Below are 18,841 nucleotides of genomic sequence, written 5' to 3'. Positions count from 1 at the left end.
GTACGCACTTCGGAGTGGGTGGTTACCCTGGGGTGAGCGAGCACGTCGGAGGGGTGGGGCATGACGACGCTGAACCGGCCGGGCGCACCGGACGCACACGTCTGCGGGATCGACACCGCGATGGAGGTGATCGGCGGCAAGTGGAAGGTCCTCATCCTCTGGGCCCTCCACGAGCGCCCCCGGCGCCGCTTCGGCGAACTGCGCCGGCTGCTTCCGGGGATCACCGAGAAGGTGCTCGCCTCCCACCTGCGCGAGCTGGAGGCCGACGGCGTCGTGCGTCGCGTCTCCTACGACGAGGTCCCGCCTCGCGTCGAGTACTCGCTGACCGAGGACGGCATGCGCCTCAACGACGCGCTCGAGCCGCTGGCCGCCTGGGCGCGCGAGCGGACGAGTTAGCTCAGCGGCCGTAGCGGCGTTCGCGCTCGCTGTAGGAGCGCAGCGCGCGAAGGAAGTCGACCCGGCGGAAGTCGGGCCAGAGCGCCTCGCAGAAGTAGAACTCCGAGTTCGCGCTCTGCCACAGCATGAAGCCGGACAGCCGCTGCTCGCCGCTGGCCCGGATCACGAGGTCGGGGTCGGGCTGGCCCTTCGTGTAGAGGTGTGCGGCGATCCCCTCGACGGTGACCACCTCGGCCACCTCCTCCAGCGAGGCGCCTTTCGCGGCGTGCTCGTGCAGCAGCGCTCGGACGGCGTCGGCGATCTCGCGCCGGCCGCCGTAGCCGACCGCGACGTTGACGTGCATGCCGTCGATCTCGCGGGTGCGGTCGGCCGCCTCCTTGATGACGGTGGCGGTGCGCGGCGGCAGCAGGTCGAGCGCGCCCATCGGGTACACCCGCCAGCGGCCGCTGGCGGCGATGTCCTGGATCAGGCTCTCGATGATGCCGAGCAGCGGGACCAGTTCGTCCTCGGGCCGGTTGAGGTTGTCCGTCGACAGCATCCACAGCGTGACGACGCCGACGTCGAGCTCGTCGCACCAGCCGAGGAACTCGCGCGCCTTCTCCGCACCCGCCTGGTGCCCGCTGGACGTCGGCGCGCTGAGCGCCCGCGCCCACCGCCGGTTGCCGTCCATGAGCACGGCCACGTGCTGGGGCAGCCGGCCGCGGTCGAGGCGGCGCCGCAGGCGCTTCTCGTAGACACGGTAGGGCAGGTCGGCCAGACCCATCGACCGATGCACCTCCAGCTCGTGGCCGTTGGCCGGACGTCGTTTTCCCCGCCCGAGAGTACTCTCCCGGACCGGATCTGCGGTGAATTCACAGGTACGGTGGGGTTCATGACGTTCGACGAGCAGGTGCGCGACGCGGTCGCGGCGGTCAAGCCCCGGCTGCGTGGCTGGCTGCACGCCGGGACGTTCCCGGTGGCGGTGCTCGCGGGCACGGTGCTGATCATCGTGGCGCCGACCACGCAGGTCCGGGTGAGCGCCGCCATCTACACCTTCACCGCCGCGCTGCTGTTCGGCGTCAGCGCCGTCTACCACCGCGGCCGGTGGTCGCCGCGTGCGCACGCCGTGCTGCGGCGCTTCGACCACGCGAACATCTTCCTGATCATCGCCGGCACGTACACGCCGTTCACCCTGCTGGTGCTGCCCGAGAGCGACGCGACCGTGCTGCTCTGGCTCGTGTGGGCGGGCGCGCTGCTCGGCGTGCTGTTCCGGGTGTTCTGGGCCGGCGCACCCCGCTGGCTCTACGTGCCCATCTATGTGGCGCTGGGCTGGGCGGCGGTGTTCTGGCTGCCCGAGTTCGCCACCCACGGCGGCGCGGCGGTGGCCACGCTGATCATCGTCGGCGGCCTCATGTACACGCTCGGCGCCGTCGCCTATGCGACGAAACGGCCCAATCCGTCGCCGCGCTGGTTCGGCTTCCACGAGGTGTTCCACGCGTTCACACTCGCCGGCTTCGTCAGCCACCACGTCGGCATCTGGCTGGCCGCGTTCAGCGTCGGCACGGTCGCCGCCAGCTGACCCGCGGGCGTCACGGGGTGGGTCCGGCGGCCCTGACCTCCTCGACGTGGGTGAGGGCCTGACGCAGGTCGGCCAGCCACTCGTCCGCGTTCGTCGCGACCAGCTTCACGCACCACGCCAGCGCCTCCGAGCGCGACCGCGCCACCCCGGCGTCGACCAGCGTGTCGAGGACCCGCCGCTCCGGCTGGCGCAGCCGGGTCATGACGGGTGCCGCGAGGCGGGTGAACAGCTCGCGCCGGTCGCCGCAGTCGACGCCCCAGGCGACCTTGCGGCCGCTGCGGTGCTCCAACTCGCGGGCGATCTCGATGCGCCGCTCGCGGGTGCTCTCACGGAACGCGCCGATGCGGCCGGACAGCGCCGCGTCGCGCTCGACGTCGGAGACGTCCTCGGTGGGCGGGGCGGGGATCCGACCGACGACGGTGATCTCCTCGCGGTCGACGGTCACCTCGACCGGGCCCTCGAACCAGTCGTCCGGCAGCCGGCCGGTGAGCCAGCCGCGGATCCGCTCGACAGTGTCGGTGTCACTCATGCAACGATGATTACATGATTACGCCGCAACGCCCAGACCTGTCCGCTCCGAGCGGACGCGTGGCGGTTCAGGCGGGCGGAGCGGCGAGCTGGGCCGCCAACTGATCGGGGTCCGTCGTCGGGAGGGCGCAGACGAAGCCGCGGCAGACGTAGGCGGCGGGCGCTCCGGCCACCAGCACGCGGTCGCGCAGCAGCGGCACGGCGGCCGACGCCGGGTCGGCGGGGTCGCCGGCGACGACGACGGCGCCGGGCGAGCCGGACCGCAGCGCCACACCGTGCAGCGCCGCCGTCCGCGGGTCGTCCGCGGCGCCGGCCACGGCGACCTCGACCGGGCCGGCCAGCCACGCCTCGGCGACCGCCAGGCCCCAGCCGGCGAACCGCGGCGCCCGGGCGGCGAGCGCGTCGTAGATGCTCAGCGCCTCGCCGGCCGCCGAGCGGTGCCGCTCGGACCCGGTGTACGCGGCGAACCCGAGCAGGGCGCCGGCGGCCGCCGACCAGCCGGACGGTGTGGCGTTGTCGGTCGGGTCCTGCGGGCGGCGCAGACCGGCCAGACGCACGTCGGTGACGTCGGAGCCAGTGTCGAAGAAGCCGCCGGCCGGGTCGGCGAACCGGGCCAGCACGACGTCGAGCAACTGCTCGGCGAACGACAGCCAGACCGGGTCGCCGGTGACCGCGACCAGCGTGAGAAAGCCCTCGGCGACGTCGGCGTAGTCCTCCAGCACCCCGGCGGGCGCGCCCACCACGCCGTCCCGCGACACCCGCCGCAGCCGGCCGTGCTCGTCCAGATGCAGGCGGACCAGCAGGTCGGCGCAGTCGACGGCGGCCGACACCCAGGACGGCTCGTCGAACAGCGCGCCGGCCTCGGCCAGCGCCGCGATCGCCAGCCCGTTCCACGCGGCGACCACCTTGTCGTCGCGGCCCGGGGCCGGCCGCGGCAGCCGGGCATCGAACAGCTGCCGGCGGACGCGCTCCCAGCGGGCGGCGTCGGGATCGCCGAGCAGCCGCAGCGTCGACGCGCCGTGCTCGAACGTGCCGTCGTCGGTGACGCCGAGGAGCGCCGCCGCCCACTGGCCGTCGTCGGCCCCGAGGACCTCGCGCAGCTGGGCCGGCGTCCACACGTAGAACGCTCCCTCGACCGGCGCGGCGCCCACGACCGGCGCGGAGTCGGCGTCGAGCGAGCTGGCGAAGCCGCCCTCGGCGGTGCGCAGCTCACGCAGCAGGAACCCGGCGGTCTCGCGCACCACCCGCTCGGCGAGCGCGGACCCCGTCGCCCGCCACAGGTGCGCGTAGACGCGCAGCAGCAGCGCGTTGTCGTACAGCATCTTCTCGAAGTGCGGCACCACCCATTCCGCGTCGACGCTGTACCGCGCGAACCCGCCGCCGAGCTGGTCATAGAGGCCGCCGCGGGCCATCCGGTCGCAGGTCGTCACGACCATCTCCAGTGCCCGCTCGTCGCCGGTGCGGGCGTGGTGGCGCAGCAGGAACTCCAGCACCATCGACGGCGGGAACTTGGGCGCGCCGCCGAACCCGCCCGCCTCGGGGTCGAACTCCGCGGCCAGGCGACCGGCCGCGGCCGTCAGCCGGTCCGCTCCGGGCGCGCCCGCACCGGCGCCCATGCCGGAAGCGCCCTGCAGCGCCGCCCCGATCCGGTCCGCCGACTCGGTCACGTCGCCGCGTCGCTGCGTCCAAGCCTCGTCGACGGCCCGCAGCAGCTGCCCGAACGACGGCAGCCCGTGCCGCGGCTGCGGCGGGAAGTAGGTGCCCGCGTAGAACGGCTTCCCGTCCGGCGTGAGGAACGCCGTCATCGGCCAGCCGCCCTGCCCGGTGAGCGCCTGCACCGACTCCATGTAGACGGCGTCGACGTCGGGCCGCTCCTCGCGGTCGACCTTGACCGCGACGAAGTGCGCGTTGAGGTAGGCCGCGATCTCCTCGTCCTCGAACGACTCGTGCGCCATGACGTGGCACCAATGACAGGCCGCGTAGCCGACGCTCAGCAGTACCGGCACGTCGCGCCGGTGCGCTTCGGCGAACGCCTCGTCGCCCCACTCCTGCCAGTCGACCGGGTTGTCCGCGTGCTGGAGCAGGTACGGACTGCGGGCGTCGCGCAGGCGGTTCGGCATGGATCAACCCTAGGCCCGGGGGCGCTACAGCCCCCGGGCCTACGGGCTCAGAAGCCGCGGCGGTACCGCCACCGCAGCGCGGCGCCGACGGCGAGACCGACGGTCGCGACCAGCACGGCCAGGCCCACCGGGCCGCCGACGCCGGTGTCGGGCAGGTCCGGCTCGTCCGGGGGAGGCGACGGCGACGGGGTCGGGCTGGGCGCCGGGGTCGTCGGTGTGGGCGTCGGAGTCGGAGTCGGCGGCTCCTCGACCGGCGGGTCGACGAACGTCACCGCGGCGATCACGGTGCCGGCGTTCTCGGCCGTGATCGACACGATGTCGCTGGTCACGTCGTCGGGCAGCAGGTACCCCTCGGGCGCGGCGATCTCGACCCAGTAGTAGTCGCCGAAGTCGAGGTTCTCGATGGTGCACGTGCCGTCGTCGCCGGTGGTGCAGGTCCCGACCACGATGTCGCCGTCGGCGAGCACCAGGTCGAAGACGGCGCCGGGCAGCGACTCGCCGGTGTCCTCGGCGACCTTGTGCACGCTCAGCTCCGACAGCAGCCGCGGGTCGTGCATGACGACCTGCGTGATGTCGCCGCCGGCGTTGGAGGCGTCGATGACGATCGGGTCGCTGACGGGGTCGGCCGGCAGGTCGTAGCCCTGCGGCGCCGTGATCTCGACCCAGACGTAGGTGCCGAAGTCGAGGTCGCCGACGGAGCAGGTGCCGTCGTCGCCCGTGGTGCAGGATCCGACCACATCGCCGGACGCGTCGTCCTCGTGCAGCTCGAACTCGGCGCCGGCCAGCGGCGTCCCGTCGAACGCGTCGACCTTCAGCACCGACAGCTCCGACAGCAGCCGCGGGTCGCGGAACTCGAACGGCGTCGGCTCCTGGCCCACGGTGGACTCGTTGACGACGATCGGGTCGCTGACGGGGTCGGCCGGCAGGTCGTAGCCCTGCGGCGCGGCGATCTCGACCCAGACGTAGGTGCCGAAGTCGAGGTCGCCGACGGAGCAGGTGCCGTCGTCGCCGGTCGTGCAGGAGCCCACGATCGGGCCGTCGGCGTCGTCCTCATGCAGCTCGAACTGCGCGCCGGCCAGCGGAGCGTCGTCGCTGTCATCGAGCTTGAGCACCGCGAGCTCACCCGGCTTGCGCGGGTTGAAGAACGTCAGCGGCTCCAGCTCGGTGCCGGCGTTCTCGGCGGTGACGTTGACGAACGCGCTGTACGGGTCGTCGGGCAGGTCGTATCCGGGCGGCGCCGCGGTCTCGAGCCAGTAGTACGAGCCGAAGCCGAGCCCGGTGACCGTGCAGGTGCCGTCGGCGCCGGTGGTGCAGTCGCCGACGAGGGTGTCGCCGTCCGGCGCGTCCATGACGCCGTCGGCGGGATCGTCCAGGTAGAGCTCGAACGTGGCGCCGGCCAGCGGCGCGGCGGTGTCGGACCCGCCGTCGAGCTTGAGCACCGACAGGTCGGTGAGCAGCTGCGGGTCCTCGAACGTCACGGTGACGGTGTCGCCGGCGTTGTCCGGGCCGATCGTGAACGGTCCCTGGAACGCCGGGTCGGGCAGCTCGTAGCCGGTCGGCGCGCCGGTCTCCTCGACCCAGTAGTCACCGAAGAGCAGGCCGCCGACGGTGACCGTGCCGGTCGCGTCGGTGACGACCTCGCCCGGCGGGTCCACGATCGGGTCGCTGTCCTCGAAGACGCCGTCGCCGTCGTCGCGGCGGACCACGAAGGTGGCGCCGGCCAGCGCGTCCTCGGTGGTCGCGTCGGTCTTGACGATCGCGATGGACGACCGCACCTGCCGGTCGGTCAGTGTCGACACGGGCAGCTCGCTGCCGGCGTTGTCGCGGTCGATCGTGGTCATGCCGCTGAACCGGTCGGCGGGCAGCTCGTAGCCGGTCGGCGCGGCCGCCTCGTACCAGTAGTACGTGCCCCAGCCGAGGTCGCCGATCGTGCAGGTGCCGTCGTCGCCGGTGGTGCAGTCGCCGATCAGCGTGTCGCCGTCGGGAGCCTCCTGGTCGCCGTCGCCGTCGTCGAGGTACAGCTCGAACGTGGCCCCGGCCAGCGGCTCCTGCGTGTCGGCGTCGAGCTTGAGCACGGTCAGCTCCGAGAGCAGGCGCGGGTCCTCGAACGCGTCCTCGATGACGAGGTCCGGGGTGTCGGAGTCGATGACGAGGCCGTCGCGGACCGGGTCGGCGGGCAGGTCGTAGCCGGTCGGCGGCACCGTCTCGGTGACGGTGTACGTGCCGGTCAGCAGCCCCTCGACCAGGATCGCGCCGTCGGCCGGGTCCGCGTCGTTCTCGCGGTTGTCGACGACGGTGAGCGACACGCCCACGGCGGCGCCGGCGGTGCCCTCGACGGTGAACGTCGCGCAGCAGACCGCGTCGCCGGACTCGGCGTCGAGCTTGCTCCACGCGAGCGAGCCCAGGCCATTGACGAACGTGACCGTGACGCTGCCGAAGTCCTCCAGCGTGACGTCCTGCGGCTCGCCGTCCTGGATGTAGCCCGGCGGCGGCGTGGCCTCTGTGATCGTGTAGTCGCCGGGCTCGGCCGGGTCGATGGTGATGACGCCGTCGGCCGGGTCGGCGTCGTTCGCGTCGTTGTCGGTGATCGTGAGGCTGGCCGGGTCGGCCGCGCCGGGGATCGGGTTCGGCTCGATCGTGAACGTGGCGCCACCGAGCAGCTCACCGTCGGGGTCGCGCTTCTCGATGGTGATCTCGCCGCAGCGCGCCGGGATGTCGATCGCGCCGGTGGCGTAGTCCTTCAGCTCGGAGCTCTCCGAGATGGCCGCACGCGAGCGCAGGTTGAGCGTCTCGAAGCCGGTGAACGTGCAGTCCTCGTCGTCGAGCAGGTCGGAGAGGTTGAAGCCGAACTCGACGAACTGCTCGGCCGCGCGTGTCCGGCCGCCGGGCAGGTTGATCGTGGAGTCGTTGACCGCCGCGACCACGTCGTCCTCGGTGCCGGTGGACTCCCAGGCGCCGTCGGCCCACCGCTCGACGTCGCGCACCTCGAAGGTGCCGTCGCCGTGGTTGACCAGCGTGATGCGCAGGTCGCCATCGGTGCGGTCGGGCACCGGCGTCCCGTTGGCGTTGAGCACGTTGGGCAGCTGGTTCAGCTCCAGCGCCCAGGCTGTCGTGCCGCGGTCGGTGGAGCGCTCGAACCCGACGAACACGTACTGGTCGCCCTCGAACGTGCGGTCATGGACGTACACGTTCCCCAGGTCGCCCTTGCTCGGAGCACCGGCGGACGACGCGTCGTCCCACGAGTCGGGGTCGTTCTCCTTGCTGCCCTGGTCGTAGATCGACGGGTCCTCGCCACCGATGATGTCCTCGACGACGTCGACGTCGGCGGGGTAGATGTCGTCGCTGCCCCAGTCGATCGGGTCGCCGTCCGGGCCGGTGGCCGTCGTGGTGTTGTCGAAGCCCTCGTAGAAGTTGCCGTCGATCTCGAAGCCACCGACGAGCTCGTTGCCGCTCTCGTTCGCCAGTGCGCCCGTGCCCGCCGCCGTCATCGAACCGGCGACCAGCATCAGCACCGCGGCACTACGCAGGAAAGGTCGTCGCATACCGGACATCGATGTCCGCCCCCAAGGTAAATGACAATGCCCGGCGCTCTGAGTGTCCGGGGACTACGGGAAAAGGTCAATCGCCCTTCGGCGCCGAACCGCGCGACAAATGCCACGAGTCCGACACCGAAGGGCGAGTGCCCCCCGGCCTTGGAAAATCTCTTCTCCGCGCTATGGAAGTAGACCCGCCGAGATCACGTAGCAGGATGGTGAACTCGGCTAACGCAGCAGAGCATGCACCTGCACCCGTAGGGCTGTCAACGCGAACGGAAATATTGTTTGGCGCGGATGTATGTGACGGTAAGCGTGACGGAAATTCACACAATCGTCATGCGATCCGCGAGAGCGCACCCGGCCCGAATATCGGCCCGGTCACATAAAGCCGGCCGTTCCGGCCCGCGGCGACACCGCCGGGCAGGATCAGCTGACCGGGCGCCACCTCCGTGCGTGCCCCGCCCGGCCGCACCCGGAACAGGCTGCCCACCGGCGGGTCGGCCAGGCCCAGCTCCCACTGCAGCCAGCTCTGCTTCACCAGCTCGACGGCGTAGACGCTGCCGTTGCCGCCCGCACCGAGGTCGACGATCGAGGTCAGGCCGTCGGCGAAGCGCCGGCAGTCGCCCTGGTTCGGCTGCTCCGGGTCGCAGACGGCGTCCTGGCTGCCGGGCTTGATCCGCCAGATCTGCGACGTGCCGGGCGTCGCCGGGAAGCCGCGCAGCTCGCCGACGTACCAGTAGCCGTCCGAGCCGACCGTCACCGAGGTCGCCACGGCCTCCGCCGTGATCGGCGTGCCGGCCGGCGGCAACGGCTCCCCGTTGAACTCCGGCGGCAGCCCCTCGGGCACCTCGACGGTGCGCGGCTTCAACCGTGCGACCGTGACGATGTCGCCGTCCGGGTACACCCGGATCAGGTCGTTGCCGGCGGCGTCGGCCACCAGGACGCTGCCGTCCTTCAGCGCGGCGACGCCGTACGGGTTCGACTCGGCCGGGTCGCCCTCCTGGTTGTACGGGTCGTGATCGCCCTGCTGGTAGGCGGCGATGTCGGCGACCGGCTTCGCGGGCTTTCCGTTGCGCAGCACGTAGAGCGTCGCCGCACCGGTGCCCGGCGCGCCGCCGCCGGTCAGCGCATACACCGTGCCCGGCCGGCCGGCGGCCACCGCCGGCGCGAACCCGGGCGGCACCGAGCCGATGACCCGGACCCTCGGATGCGGGCCGCGGTCGGTGACGACGCTGATCGAGCCGTCGGACGCGCCGACGACGATGCGGCCGGCCCGGTCGACGTCCACGCCGCGCGGACCGTCGAACTGCGCGACCGGCACCGGCCCGGACGGACCCGGCGGCCCGGACGCGGCGGTGGGCGCCGCGGCGAGCGCCGAGACGGCCAGTGCCCCCGTGGCCAGGACCGCTGCTGCACGTGCACGCGACGAACGCACCATGAGAATCCCCCAGTTCCCCGTTGCCCGCGTCCCCCGACGCGGGCCCACCCAGGAATAAACCGTGCGGTGACGAGTGGGTCAAGGGGTGCTACCACGAAGGATCAGCGGCCGGGCTCGAACGCCTCCGCCATCGCCTGCTGGTCCAGCGCCTTGTCATTGAGCTCGTTGAGGCTGTACCAGTTGCCGAAATCGTCGCGGAACACCGCCTCGACGCCGTACGGGCGATCGGCCGGTTCCTGAATGAACTCGACGCCGCGAGCCTTGTACTGCTCGTAGGTGGCCCGGCAGTCGTCGGTGTTCCACGCGCCGGCGCTCAACGCGCCCTTCGCCATCAACTCGCGCAGCGCGGCCGCGGTCTGCTCGTCGTGCATCGGCGGCCCGGGCACGGTGAGGTTCAGCTGGAACTCCGGGCTGGCCGGCGGACCCACCGTCAGCCAGCGGAAGCCGTTCTCCATCGTCACGTCGGTGCGCAGCTCGAAGCCGAGCTTGCCGATGAAGAAGTCCAGGGCCTGGTCGTAGTCGCTCACGTACGCGGTCGCGACACCCAGCTTGGTGATCATGGTCGGTTCCTTCCTTCTGTCGGTGCTCTCGACGTTAGGAGGCGGGCGCGGGCGCGGGCTTCTCCAGGATTGCGGTCTTGGGCCGCGGCCGGCCCCACATGAGCACGTAGCAGCCGGGGATCAGCCGCGGCCCGGACGCGAGCGCGTCGCGCTGGAACCGCGACGGCGACACACCCACCAGCTCGGAGAAGAGCCGACTGAACGAGCCCAGGCTGGTGAAGCCGACCAGGTGGCAGATCTCGGTGACGTTGAGGTCCGCGACGCGCAGCAGCTCCTGCGCCCGCTCGACCCGGCGACGCTGCAGGTAGCGGCCCGGCGTCTCGCCGTAGGCGGACTTGAACGCGCGGACCAGGTGGTACCGGGAGTAGCCGGCGGCGTCGGCGATGTCGGCCAGGTCCAGCGGCTCGGCGTAGCACCGGTCGATGAAGTCGCGGGCCCGGCGCACCGCCACCAGCGTCTCGACCGCGGCCGATCCCGGCGGCCGGCGCGTCATCGGTCCGGCGGCTCCCGGTGGCCGCGCATCCGCTCGTCGTCGCTGACGCCGTCGGGGTCGAAGTCGACCTTGCGGATCTGCTTGCGCATGCTCCGGTACAGCACGACCAGCGCGACGATCAGGAAGATCAGCACCAGGAAGCCGTACAGACCGGGGCCGATCCCGGAGTCGTCGCTCTCCGACTCCGCCGCGGCGAAGGCCACCGCCTGCAGGATGCCCATCAGAACCCAGCTTCTCCTCGTGTCCTCCCCCGTCGTCCCATTGTCGCACCGCGGACGGCGGGAGCGCTCACCGCAGGCCCGCGAACAGGTCGTCCTCGGGGCGGTCGGTGCGCACGTGCGACGTCACGAGCTCGTAGTCCTCGGTCGGCCAGACCTCCTGCTGGACTCCGACCGGCACCGCGAACCACATGCCGTCGGGGTCGATCTGGGTGGCGTGCGCCAGCAGCGCGCGGTCGCGGACCGGGAAGTACTCGGCGCACTCCACGCGGGTGGTGATGCGGTCGTCCCAGCTCTTGTCGCCGTCCCACTCGGCCAGCCACTCCGTGTAGGGCGAGGTGAGGCCGCGCTGCTCCATCGCCTCGTGCAGCGCCAGCATGCGCATGCGGCTGAACGAGTGGTGGTAGTAGAGCTTCGACGGCTGCCACGGCTCGCCGGCGCCAGGGTAGCGGGCCGGGTCGGCGGCCGCCTCGAACGCGGCGACGCTGATCTTGTGGCACATGATGTGGTCCGGGTGCGGGTAGCCGCCGTTCTCGTCGTAGGTGGTGACGACGTGCGGACGGAACCGGCGGATGATCTCGACCAGCGGCCCGGCCGCCTCCTCCACCGACATCAGGCCGAAGCAGCCCTCCGGCAGCGGCGGCAGCGGCTCGCCCTCGGGCAGCCCGGAGTCGACGAAACCCAGCCACTCCTGCTCGATGCCGAGGATCTCGCGTGCGGTGTCCATCTCCTTACGGCGGATCTCGGAGATGTTGGCCAGCACCTCGGGACGGTCCATCTTCGGGTTGAGGATCGACCCGCGCTCGCCGCCGGTACAGGTGACGACGAGGACCTCGACGCCTTCCGCGACGTACCGGGCCGTCGACGCCGCCCCTTTGCTGGACTCGTCGTCGGGATGAGCATGAACGTGCATCAGCCGCAGCGGCTCGGACACCGGAAATCCCATCGGTCGTACGGAAACTGTTCGCCCCGGACGGCGCTCCCGCGGCCCGTCCGGGCGGGGCGGCGCGCCCGTGGTTGCCGCCTCCGGAGATAATGGTGCCGCACAGCACTGACAACGTCTGCAGCCCCTGGGACGGCCCGCATGAACGACAACGGACAACACAGTCTCTTCTGAGCCCCTGGGGACCGCCGGTATGAGCGACCACGACACCGCACAGCGCGACCTGCTCGCCGAGCGGTACGGTCGCCGGCCGGTCGAGCCCGGTCGTCGCGGCGTCGTGATCGCGGTGATCGCCGCCATGGTGCTGGTCGTCGGCGTCGTCGGCTGGATGATCGCGGGCTCGCTCAGCGGCCCCAACGTCGACGCCGAGCTGCACTCCTGGGACGAGCCGCGCGACGGCGTCATCACCGCCCGGGTCGAGATCCGCCGCGACGCCGACCTGGCGGTGACGTGTGACCTGGTCGCCGTCGACCTGCGGCGCATCATCGTCGGCCAGCTGGACCTGGAGGTGCCGGCCGGTCCGGACGAGCACCTGATCGTCCCCGCCGACATCCCGCTGGAGGGCGACGGCATCGTCCCGGAGCTGCGCGGCTGCGAGCCCGCCTCCGAATAGTCCCGGGGGCCGGGTTCCGTGGGCCTGATCCGTCGATCACGTCGCTGACCTGCGACAATCGTCGACCCGGCGCATTGCTTGTATTCTTGTTCTTTCCCCGTCAGCACTTGGACCGGGCGAACCGCCCGGCGGCGAAGCACACCCACGCGGCGTGCGACGCGACCGATAGACACCCGAGGAGCAGTTGCCGTGACCGCTACCAGCGACAACGTTGCTTGGCTCACCCAGGAGGCGTACGACCGCCTCAAGCAGGAGCTGGAGCACCTGATGGGGCCGGCCCGGCTCGAGATCGCGCGGCAGATCGAGGAGGCCCGCTCCGAGGGCGACCTCTCCGAGAACGGCGGTTACCATGCGGCCAAGGACGAGCAGGGCAAGCAGGAGGCCCGCATCCACCAGCTGCAGCAGCTGCTCCAGCGCGCGCAGGTCGGCGACCCGCCGGACGACGGCGTGGTCGAGCCGGGCATGATCATCGAGGTCAAGTTCCAGGGCGACGACGACACCGAGCGGTTCCTGCTCGGCTCTCGCGAGCTGGCCTCCCTCGACGACTCTGTCGACATCGACGTGTACTCGCTGAAGTCGCCGCTCGGCGCCGCGATCAGCGGCAAGAAGGTCGGCGACAAGGCGTCCTACCAGGCGCCCAACGGCAGCACCATCACCGTCGAGGTCGTGAGCGCCAAGCCGTACGGTTCCTGACGCACGGTCGCGAACGCACCACGCCGCCCGCCCGGTCGCTGGACCGGGCGGGCGGCGTCGTTGTGTCGACGGCGCCTACTTGCTCGCCGTCTTCTTGTACTTGCGCACCGCCAGCGGCGCGAAGATGCCTGTGATGACGACCACCCAGATCAGCGACAGCAGCACCGGGTGCTGGGCCGGGAACCCGTCGGTCGCGAAGACGTTCGGGTTGCCGAACAGGTCGCGGGTCGCGGCCACGAACGCGCTGAGCGGGTTCCAGTCGGCCACCGGCTGCAGCCAGCCGGGCAGCGTCGTGGTCGGGATGAACGCGTTGGACAGGAACGTCACCGGGAACAGCCAGATCAGTCCCGCCGACGCGGCCACCTGCGGGCTGCCGACGGACAGGCCGATGAGCGCGCCGACCCACAGCATCGCGAACGCGAACAGCAGCAGCAGGCCGACGCCGCCGAGGAAGCGCAGCACGCCGTCCTCGATGCGCCAGCCGACCAGCAGGCCGCAGACGATCATGATGGCCAGCACGATCGCCTGGTTGGTCAGGTCGGCGACGACCCGGCCGGAGATGACCGCGGAGCGGGCCATCGGCAGCGACCGGAACCGGTCGATCAGGCCCTTCTGGATGTCGTCGGCCAGCCCTACGCTGGCCGGCGCGACCGCGAACGCCATGGTCTGGGCGAAGATGCCGGCCATGACGTACTTGCGGAACGCGTCGGGGTCGTCCTCCATGCCCGGCACCGGGATCGCGCCGCCGAACACGTAGGCGAACAGCAGCACGAACATGATCGGCTGGATGAACATGTAGATCTGGTTGTCCGGGACCCGCCAGCCGGACCGGATGTTGCGCCAGGTGATCGTCATGGCGTCGCTGAACGCCTGGCTGAACCCGACCCGGTTGGGCGCGGTGGTGAGCGGTGCGGCCTCGGTGGTCACGATGCCTTCTCCTGGGTCGTCTCGGCCTGGGTCGCCCCTTCGGCGTGCCGGCCGGTGAGCTTGACGAACACGTCGTCGAGGGTGGGCCGGCGCAGTGCGATGTCGTCGATGGCCACCTGCGCCTCGTCGAGGTCGCGGATGACCTGGATGAGGCCCTTGGAGCCGGTGTGGGTGGGCACGGTGAGCTTGCGGACGTGGTCGTCGCGCACGCACTGGCCGCCGCTGCCGAGGTTGAGCACCTGTTCCGCCCGGTCCAGCGACCCGGCGTCGTGCACGATGACCTCGATGCGCTCGCCGCCGATCTGCGCCTTGAGCTGGTCGGCGGTGCCCTGGGCGATGATCACGCCATGGTCGATGACCACGATGTTGTCGGCCAGCGCGTCGGCCTCCTCCAGGTACTGCGTGGTCAGCAGGATCGTCGCGCCCTCGGCCACCCGCTCGCGGATGACGTCCCAGAGGTCGAGCCGGCTGCCCGGGTCGAGGCCGGTGGTGGGCTCGTCGAGGAACAGCACCTGCGGGTGGACGATCAGGCTGCCGGCGAGGTCGAGCCGGCGCCGCATGCCGCCGGAGTAGGTCTTCAGCGTGCGGTCGGCGGCGTCGGCGAGGTTGAACTGGTCGAGCAGCTCGGCGGCGCGCTTGGACGCCTCCTTGCTGGACAGCTGGTAGAGCCGGCCGAACAGCCAGAGGTTCTCGCGGCCGGTGAGGTTCTCGTCGACCGCGGCGTACTGGCCGGACAGGCCGATCTTGGACCGCACCGCCTGTGGTTCCCGGGCGACGTCGTGACCGGCGACGACGGCGCGCCCGGCGTCGGGCGCGAGCAGTGTGGTGAGCATGCGAACCGTGGTGGTCTTGCCGGCGCCGTTCGGCCCGAGCAGACCGACCACGGTGCCCTCGGGCACGACGAGGTCGACGCCCCCGACGGCCTTCACGGCCTTCTCCCCGGAGCCGAAGGTCTTGACCAGACCCTCGGCGGTGATGGCGTTCACGGTGGTGTCCTCTCCTGTTGGCGTGGAGGCATCGTGGCAGGTGCCCCCGACAAGGTCGGCGCGCTCGACGCACACCGACCGGCGGCTACCAGTGCCAGTGATTACTTATATAAGTCGTTGCTTTTATTATCAAGCGGTCAGCCGAGCAGCGCGGTCGCCTCGTCCAGGTCGAGCTCTCCGGCGGCGAGCCGGCGCAGGATCTCCTCACGGTCGACGGTGGCGGTGCGCCCGCTGGTCTCGGGCGGCGCCTCGAGGCCGAGCCGCTCCAACAGCTCGGCGAAGCGCTGGCGGGCCGTGGGATAGCTCACGCCCAGTTCCCGCGCCAGTTCCCTCATGTTGCCTCGCGAGACCAGGAAGGTGCCAAGGATTTTCTGGTCCTGCGCGGTGAGCGAGCAGTACGGGCAGGACGCGAACCGGCCCGACAGCTCGGTGCCGCACGACTCGCAGCCGAGCCGGGTGACGTGCAGCTTCACCCCGCAGACCGGGCAGTCCGAGGGCGGCTGGTGCAGGTGCCCGGACTGCGCGAAGCCGCCGATCATCGCCGCGCCCCCGCCGGCAGGCGGACGGTGATGTCGCCCATGACGACCTCGGCCTGGATCTCCGCGGCGCCCGTGCCGAGGACGACGTCGCGGTCGCGGTCGCGGCCGGTGCGCTCGGGAATCGTGCGGAACCGGCCCAGCTGGACGTCGTGACGGACCCGGACGTCGGACCCGTCGAGCAGCGTCAGCTGCAGCGAGCCGGACTCGCAGCGCATGCGCGAGTGGCCGGCCACCTGCAGGCTCTCGATCTGCGCGGAGCCGGCCTGGACCAGCAGGTCGACGGCGCTGCGCAGGCCGTTCACCCGCAGCGACCCGGCCGTCACGCGCAGGTGGTCCAGCGTCGGCAAGCGGTCCACCTGCAGCGAGCCGGCGATGACCTCGGCGCCGACGGCCAGTTCGGGGTTGACGCGGACGTGCAGGTCGAGCAGCTGGCCGGCGTTCTGCAGCCGGCTGGCGATGTCGCGCCAGCGGCCGCCGGCCAGGAACACGAACGCGCCGTCGGACGGGACCAGCTCGGACTCGCCGGTGACGTGCAGGGTGGCGCCGTCGCGCCGCACGCTGTGCTGGCCGTTCACCGCGACGGTGGCGACACTGGGGTCGCCGACGACGATCACCCGGCGCGACGTGGCCCGCACCTGGACCCGGGTGACCTGCTGCGGCGCGACCGAGCCGGCGCCGGCCCCGGATGCCTCCGTCGCGTCGGCCGGCTCGGCGGCGGGTTCCTCGGCGGGCGCGTCGGCGGGCGCCCCGGCCGCCTCGTCCTCGATCTGGTCGAGCAGGACCGCCGCCCGGGTCGGATCGAGCCGCCCGTCGGCCACCTGCTCGAGGATCTCGCGCACGCTGAGGGTGTTCATGCGCCCCATCATGGCGACAGAACTATAAAAACGTCAAGAAGGCTTAACAGATTGGTAGGTCAGTCTCCCGAAATGGCAACCGCGTAGCCGGATTCGCGCAGTTTGGCCAGCACCCGCTCGCAGTGCTCCGGTCCGCGGGTCTCCAGCTGCAGCGCGATCTCGACCTCCTCGATCGACAGCGTCGATCCGGTGCGCTCGTGCACGACGTCGAGCACGTTGGCGTCGACGGCGGCCAGCTCGGACAGCAGCCGGGCCAGCCCACCAGGGGCGTCCGGTACCCGGACCCGCAGCGACAGGTAACGTCCGGCGGCGGCCATGCCGTGCCGGATGACGCGCAGCAGCAGCAGCGGGTCGATGTTGCCGCCGGACAGGACCGCGACCACCGGCGGCTCGTAGGCGCCGGGGTCGTCGAGCAGCGCGGCGACGGCGGCCCCACCCGCCGGCTCGACCACGAGCTTGGCCCGCTCCAGGAGCAGCACCAGCGCGCGCGACAGCGACTCCTCGGACACGGTGACGACGGAGTCGACGTACGCCTGGATCATCCCGAACGGCACGTCGCCGGGACAGCCGACCGCGATGCCGTCGGCCATCGTCGCCATCCGCTCCAGCGCGACCGGCCGGCCCGCAGCCAGCGAGGTCGGGTACGCCGCGGCGCCCTCGGCCTGCACGCCGACGACCCGCACGCCGGGCTTGAGGTGGTGCACGGCCAGCGAGATGCCCGCCGTCAGCCCGCCGCCGCCGGTGCCGACGACGATCGTGCGCACGTCGGGGCACTGCTCCAGGATCTCCATGCCGACGGTGGCCTGCCCGGCCACGATGTCGGGATGGTCGAACGGGTGGATGAGCACGGCGCCGGTCTCGGCCGCGAACGCGCGCGCCGCGAGCAGTGCGTCGTCGATGCTGGTGCCGGCGAAGCGCACGTCGGCGCCGTAGGCCCGGGTGGCCTTCTCCTTGACGATGGCCGCACCCTCGGGCATGAACACCGTCGCCTTCGTGTGCAGCATGCTGGCCGCGAGCGCGACGCCCTGGGCGTGGTTGCCGGCGCTGGCCGCCACCACGCCGCGAGCCCGCTCCTGTTCGGCCAGCCGGGCGATGCGCACATAGGCGCCGCGGATCTTGAACGACCCGGCGCGCTGCAGGTTCTCACACTTCAGATGGACCCGGCCGCCGACCCGGCCCGCGAGCCAGCGGGAGTCCTCGAGCGGAGTGGGCCGCACGACGTCGCGCAGCAGCTCGCGCGCGGCTTCCACGTCCGCCATGGAGACAGTACTCATGAGGACGATCCTGTCACCCGGCTGCCTATGATCGCCTCACGACCTGTACGCGCACCTACCCGTGCCCGGATACAAGATATAGAGTGAGGCCGTGAAACTAGCCTGGTTGTGCAGCCATGAGTCCTACCAGCCCGAGGTCCTGCTGGAGCACGCCGTCCTCGCCGAACAGGTGGGTTTCGACGTCGTCACCGGTGCGGACCATTTCCACCCGTGGGTCGACGACGTCTCGGCGGCCAGCTTCGTGTGGTCCTGGTTCGGCGCGGTCGCGCAGGCCACGTCCCGGGTCGAGCTGGCCACCAGCGTCACCGCGCCGCTGTTCCGCTATCACCCGGCGCTGATCGCGCAGGCCGCCGCGACGATCGACCGGCTGTCCGGCGGCCGGTTCATCCTGGGCGTGGGCACCGGTGAGGCGATCAACGAGGCGCCGCTGGGGTATGAGTTCCCTGGCTACGCCGAGCGGATCGCCCGCATGCGTGAGGCGCTGACGATCATGCACGGACTGCTGGCCGGTGAGAAGCTCGACGTCGACGGGGAGTACTACACCGCCCGCACGGCGAAGCTGTACAGCCCGCCGATCGGGCGGGCGCCGGTGTGGATGGCCGCCGGCGGCCCGAAGTCCGCGACGTTCGCCGGTGAGACCTGCGAGGGGCTCATCACCAGCGTGAAGGACCCGGCCGAGACCGTCGAGAAGATCATCACCCCGTACCGGGAGGCGGCCGCCGCCCGCGGCGCGGCCACCACGGTGATGGCGACCCGCTGGGTCGTGCTGGCCGGCAGCGACGACGAGGCCTGGGAGGCGCTGGTCTCCATGCGCGGCCTGCGCGCGCCCGGCCGGCTCGAGGTCGCCGACCCCATGGTGCTGCGCGAGCGCGCCGACGCCATGGACCGCCAGGAGATCCTGAGCAAGTACACCATCGTCCGTGACCTCGACGAGCTCACCGAGGCCTACCGGCCGCTGGTGACCGACGTCGGCGCCGACTACGTCGCCATCCAGGTGGCCAGCGCCGACCCCGCCGACACCATCCGCCGCATCGGCGCCGACGTGCTCCCGGCGCTGCGCGAGGCCGCCGCGTCCTGACCGCCGCTCGATGATCGGGTTCCCCGGCGATCGGGGAGCCCGGTCACGGCGCCGGCGGGGGCGGCGGCGCGGGCGGAGCCTGCGGCT

General features: G+C 71.7%; 19 protein-coding genes. 5 read left to right on the top strand and 14 right to left on the bottom strand.

All coding sequences use genetic code 11. The annotated features are described in order from the left end of the window. Positions 1-60 precede the first annotated feature (60 nt). A complete protein-coding gene (locus tag C1I92_RS21335; RefSeq protein WP_111256670.1) occupies positions 61-396 on the top strand; it encodes a winged helix-turn-helix transcriptional regulator in 336 nt (111 codons plus the stop codon). Between the two features lies 1 nt (position 397). On the opposite strand, the gene C1I92_RS21330 is transcribed toward C1I92_RS21335, so the two are convergent. Further along, positions 398-1,159 carry an isoprenyl transferase gene (locus C1I92_RS21330; protein WP_111256690.1) on the bottom strand — a complete coding sequence of 254 codons (762 nt, stop codon included), beginning with the start codon at positions 1,157-1,159 and terminating at the stop codon, positions 398-400. Positions 1,160-1,267: 108 nt separating this feature from the next. Between C1I92_RS21330 and trhA the strand changes: the two genes are divergently transcribed. Next, a complete protein-coding gene (trhA, locus tag C1I92_RS21325) occupies positions 1,268-1,954 on the top strand; it encodes a PAQR family membrane homeostasis protein TrhA (RefSeq protein ID WP_111256689.1) in 687 nt (228 codons plus the stop codon). Positions 1,955-1,964: 10 nt separating this feature from the next. Here the strand turns inward: trhA and abmR are convergent, their stop codons facing one another. The 8 genes from abmR to mca form a co-directional block, all read right to left on the bottom strand. Continuing rightward, positions 1,965-2,483 (bottom strand): ATP-binding transcription factor AbmR, encoded by a 519-nt coding sequence (gene abmR / locus C1I92_RS21320; protein WP_111256669.1) that lies wholly within the window; start codon positions 2,481-2,483, stop codon positions 1,965-1,967. A 67-nt stretch (positions 2,484-2,550) separates the two neighbouring features. Continuing rightward, positions 2,551-4,602 carry a thioredoxin domain-containing protein gene (locus C1I92_RS21315; RefSeq protein ID WP_111256668.1) on the bottom strand — a complete coding sequence of 684 codons (2,052 nt, stop codon included), beginning with the start codon at positions 4,600-4,602 and terminating at the stop codon, positions 2,551-2,553. Between the two features lie 47 nt (positions 4,603-4,649). Then, positions 4,650-8,144, bottom strand: a complete 3,495-nt coding sequence (locus C1I92_RS21310; RefSeq protein WP_146605224.1) for an MSCRAMM family protein — start codon at positions 8,142-8,144, stop codon at positions 4,650-4,652. Positions 8,145-8,472: 328 nt separating this feature from the next. Beyond that, on the bottom strand, positions 8,473-9,576 hold the full coding sequence (locus C1I92_RS21305; protein WP_111256666.1) for a ScyD/ScyE family protein: 1,104 nt from the start codon (positions 9,574-9,576) through the stop codon (positions 8,473-8,475). Positions 9,577-9,677: 101 nt separating this feature from the next. Beyond that, positions 9,678-10,136, bottom strand: a complete 459-nt coding sequence (locus C1I92_RS21300; protein ID WP_111256665.1) for a VOC family protein — start codon at positions 10,134-10,136, stop codon at positions 9,678-9,680. Positions 10,137-10,170: 34 nt separating this feature from the next. After that, positions 10,171-10,629, bottom strand: a complete 459-nt coding sequence (locus tag C1I92_RS21295) for a helix-turn-helix transcriptional regulator (protein ID WP_111256664.1) — start codon at positions 10,627-10,629, stop codon at positions 10,171-10,173. After that, a complete protein-coding gene (locus C1I92_RS21290) occupies positions 10,626-10,850 on the bottom strand; it encodes a hypothetical protein (RefSeq protein WP_111256663.1) in 225 nt (74 codons plus the stop codon). Before C1I92_RS21290 ends, C1I92_RS21295 begins: the two co-directional genes overlap by 4 nt. 67 nt (positions 10,851-10,917) lie before the next feature. After that, positions 10,918-11,781 carry a mycothiol conjugate amidase Mca gene (mca, locus tag C1I92_RS21285; RefSeq protein WP_233507144.1) on the bottom strand — a complete coding sequence of 288 codons (864 nt, stop codon included), beginning with the start codon at positions 11,779-11,781 and terminating at the stop codon, positions 10,918-10,920. A gap of 202 nt (positions 11,782-11,983) precedes the next feature. Between mca and C1I92_RS21280 the strand changes: the two genes are divergently transcribed. Both C1I92_RS21280 and greA read left to right on the top strand, forming a co-directional pair. Beyond that, positions 11,984-12,403, top strand: coding sequence for a DUF4307 domain-containing protein (locus tag C1I92_RS21280; protein ID WP_111256661.1), 420 nt, complete (start codon positions 11,984-11,986; stop codon positions 12,401-12,403). A gap of 189 nt (positions 12,404-12,592) precedes the next feature. Beyond that, positions 12,593-13,096, top strand: coding sequence for a transcription elongation factor GreA (greA, locus tag C1I92_RS21275; protein WP_111256660.1), 504 nt, complete (start codon positions 12,593-12,595; stop codon positions 13,094-13,096). A gap of 75 nt (positions 13,097-13,171) precedes the next feature. Here greA and C1I92_RS21270 read toward each other — a convergent pair whose 3' ends face one another. The 5 genes from C1I92_RS21270 to ilvA form a co-directional block, all read right to left on the bottom strand. Then, positions 13,172-14,023: an ABC transporter permease gene (locus C1I92_RS21270; protein WP_233507142.1), complete on the bottom strand. Its 852-nt coding sequence runs from the start codon at positions 14,021-14,023 to the stop codon at positions 13,172-13,174. Next, entirely contained in the window at positions 14,020-15,009 is a 990-nt protein-coding gene (locus C1I92_RS21265; RefSeq protein ID WP_111256659.1) for an ATP-binding cassette domain-containing protein, read from the bottom strand. The genes C1I92_RS21270 and C1I92_RS21265 overlap by 4 nt, the downstream gene beginning before the upstream one ends. A 137-nt stretch (positions 15,010-15,146) precedes the next feature. After that, the gene (locus tag C1I92_RS21260) at positions 15,147-15,548 is read right to left on the bottom strand and encodes a DUF2089 domain-containing protein (RefSeq protein ID WP_111256658.1); all 402 of its coding nucleotides are present in this window, start codon (positions 15,546-15,548) and stop codon (positions 15,147-15,149) included. Beyond that, positions 15,545-16,402 carry a hypothetical protein gene (locus C1I92_RS21255; RefSeq protein WP_111256657.1) on the bottom strand — a complete coding sequence of 286 codons (858 nt, stop codon included), beginning with the start codon at positions 16,400-16,402 and terminating at the stop codon, positions 15,545-15,547. Before C1I92_RS21255 ends, C1I92_RS21260 begins: the two co-directional genes overlap by 4 nt. A gap of 59 nt (positions 16,403-16,461) precedes the next feature. Beyond that, a complete protein-coding gene (gene ilvA, locus C1I92_RS21250) occupies positions 16,462-17,676 on the bottom strand; it encodes a threonine ammonia-lyase (RefSeq protein ID WP_111256656.1) in 1,215 nt (404 codons plus the stop codon). Between the two features lie 91 nt (positions 17,677-17,767). Between ilvA and C1I92_RS21245 the strand changes: the two genes are divergently transcribed. Further along, positions 17,768-18,754, top strand: coding sequence for a TIGR03557 family F420-dependent LLM class oxidoreductase (locus tag C1I92_RS21245; RefSeq protein WP_111256655.1), 987 nt, complete (start codon positions 17,768-17,770; stop codon positions 18,752-18,754). Positions 18,755-18,841 lie beyond the last annotated feature (87 nt).

The organism is Jiangella anatolica (assembly GCF_003236295.1).
Taxonomy (GTDB): Bacteria; Actinomycetota; Actinomycetes; order Jiangellales; family Jiangellaceae; genus Jiangella; species Jiangella anatolica.
Note: the sequence above shows the minus strand (reverse complement) of the source record. Positions and strands in the feature narration are given on the sequence as shown.

What these genes read in the sequence shown, in the direction of transcription:
- C1I92_RS21290 (WP_111256663.1), bottom strand. Translation starts at nt 10,850, where the DNA reads ATGGGCATCCTGCAGGCGGTGGCCTTCGCCGCGGCGGAGTCGGAGAGC.
- C1I92_RS21260 (WP_111256658.1), bottom strand. Translation starts at nt 15,548, where the DNA reads ATGATCGGCGGCTTCGCGCAGTCCGGGCACCTGCACCAGCCGCCCTCG.
- C1I92_RS21300 (WP_111256665.1), bottom strand. Translation starts at nt 10,136, where the DNA reads ATGATCACCAAGCTGGGTGTCGCGACCGCGTACGTGAGCGACTACGAC.
- C1I92_RS21255 (WP_111256657.1), bottom strand. Translation starts at nt 16,402, where the DNA reads ATGAACACCCTCAGCGTGCGCGAGATCCTCGAGCAGGTGGCCGACGGG.
- ilvA (WP_111256656.1), bottom strand. Translation starts at nt 17,676, where the DNA reads ATGAGTACTGTCTCCATGGCGGACGTGGAAGCCGCGCGCGAGCTGCTG.
- C1I92_RS21280 (WP_111256661.1), top strand. Translation starts at nt 11,984, where the DNA reads ATGAGCGACCACGACACCGCACAGCGCGACCTGCTCGCCGAGCGGTAC.
- C1I92_RS21335 (WP_111256670.1), top strand. Translation starts at nt 61, where the DNA reads ATGACGACGCTGAACCGGCCGGGCGCACCGGACGCACACGTCTGCGGG.
- trhA (WP_111256689.1), top strand. Translation starts at nt 1,268, where the DNA reads ATGACGTTCGACGAGCAGGTGCGCGACGCGGTCGCGGCGGTCAAGCCC.
- abmR (WP_111256669.1), bottom strand. Translation starts at nt 2,483, where the DNA reads ATGAGTGACACCGACACTGTCGAGCGGATCCGCGGCTGGCTCACCGGC.
- C1I92_RS21310 (WP_146605224.1), bottom strand. Translation starts at nt 8,144, where the DNA reads ATGCGACGACCTTTCCTGCGTAGTGCCGCGGTGCTGATGCTGGTCGCC.
- C1I92_RS21295 (WP_111256664.1), bottom strand. Translation starts at nt 10,629, where the DNA reads ATGACGCGCCGGCCGCCGGGATCGGCCGCGGTCGAGACGCTGGTGGCG.
- C1I92_RS21305 (WP_111256666.1), bottom strand. Translation starts at nt 9,576, where the DNA reads ATGGTGCGTTCGTCGCGTGCACGTGCAGCAGCGGTCCTGGCCACGGGG.
- C1I92_RS21330 (WP_111256690.1), bottom strand. Translation starts at nt 1,159, where the DNA reads ATGGGTCTGGCCGACCTGCCCTACCGTGTCTACGAGAAGCGCCTGCGG.
- C1I92_RS21315 (WP_111256668.1), bottom strand. Translation starts at nt 4,602, where the DNA reads ATGCCGAACCGCCTGCGCGACGCCCGCAGTCCGTACCTGCTCCAGCAC.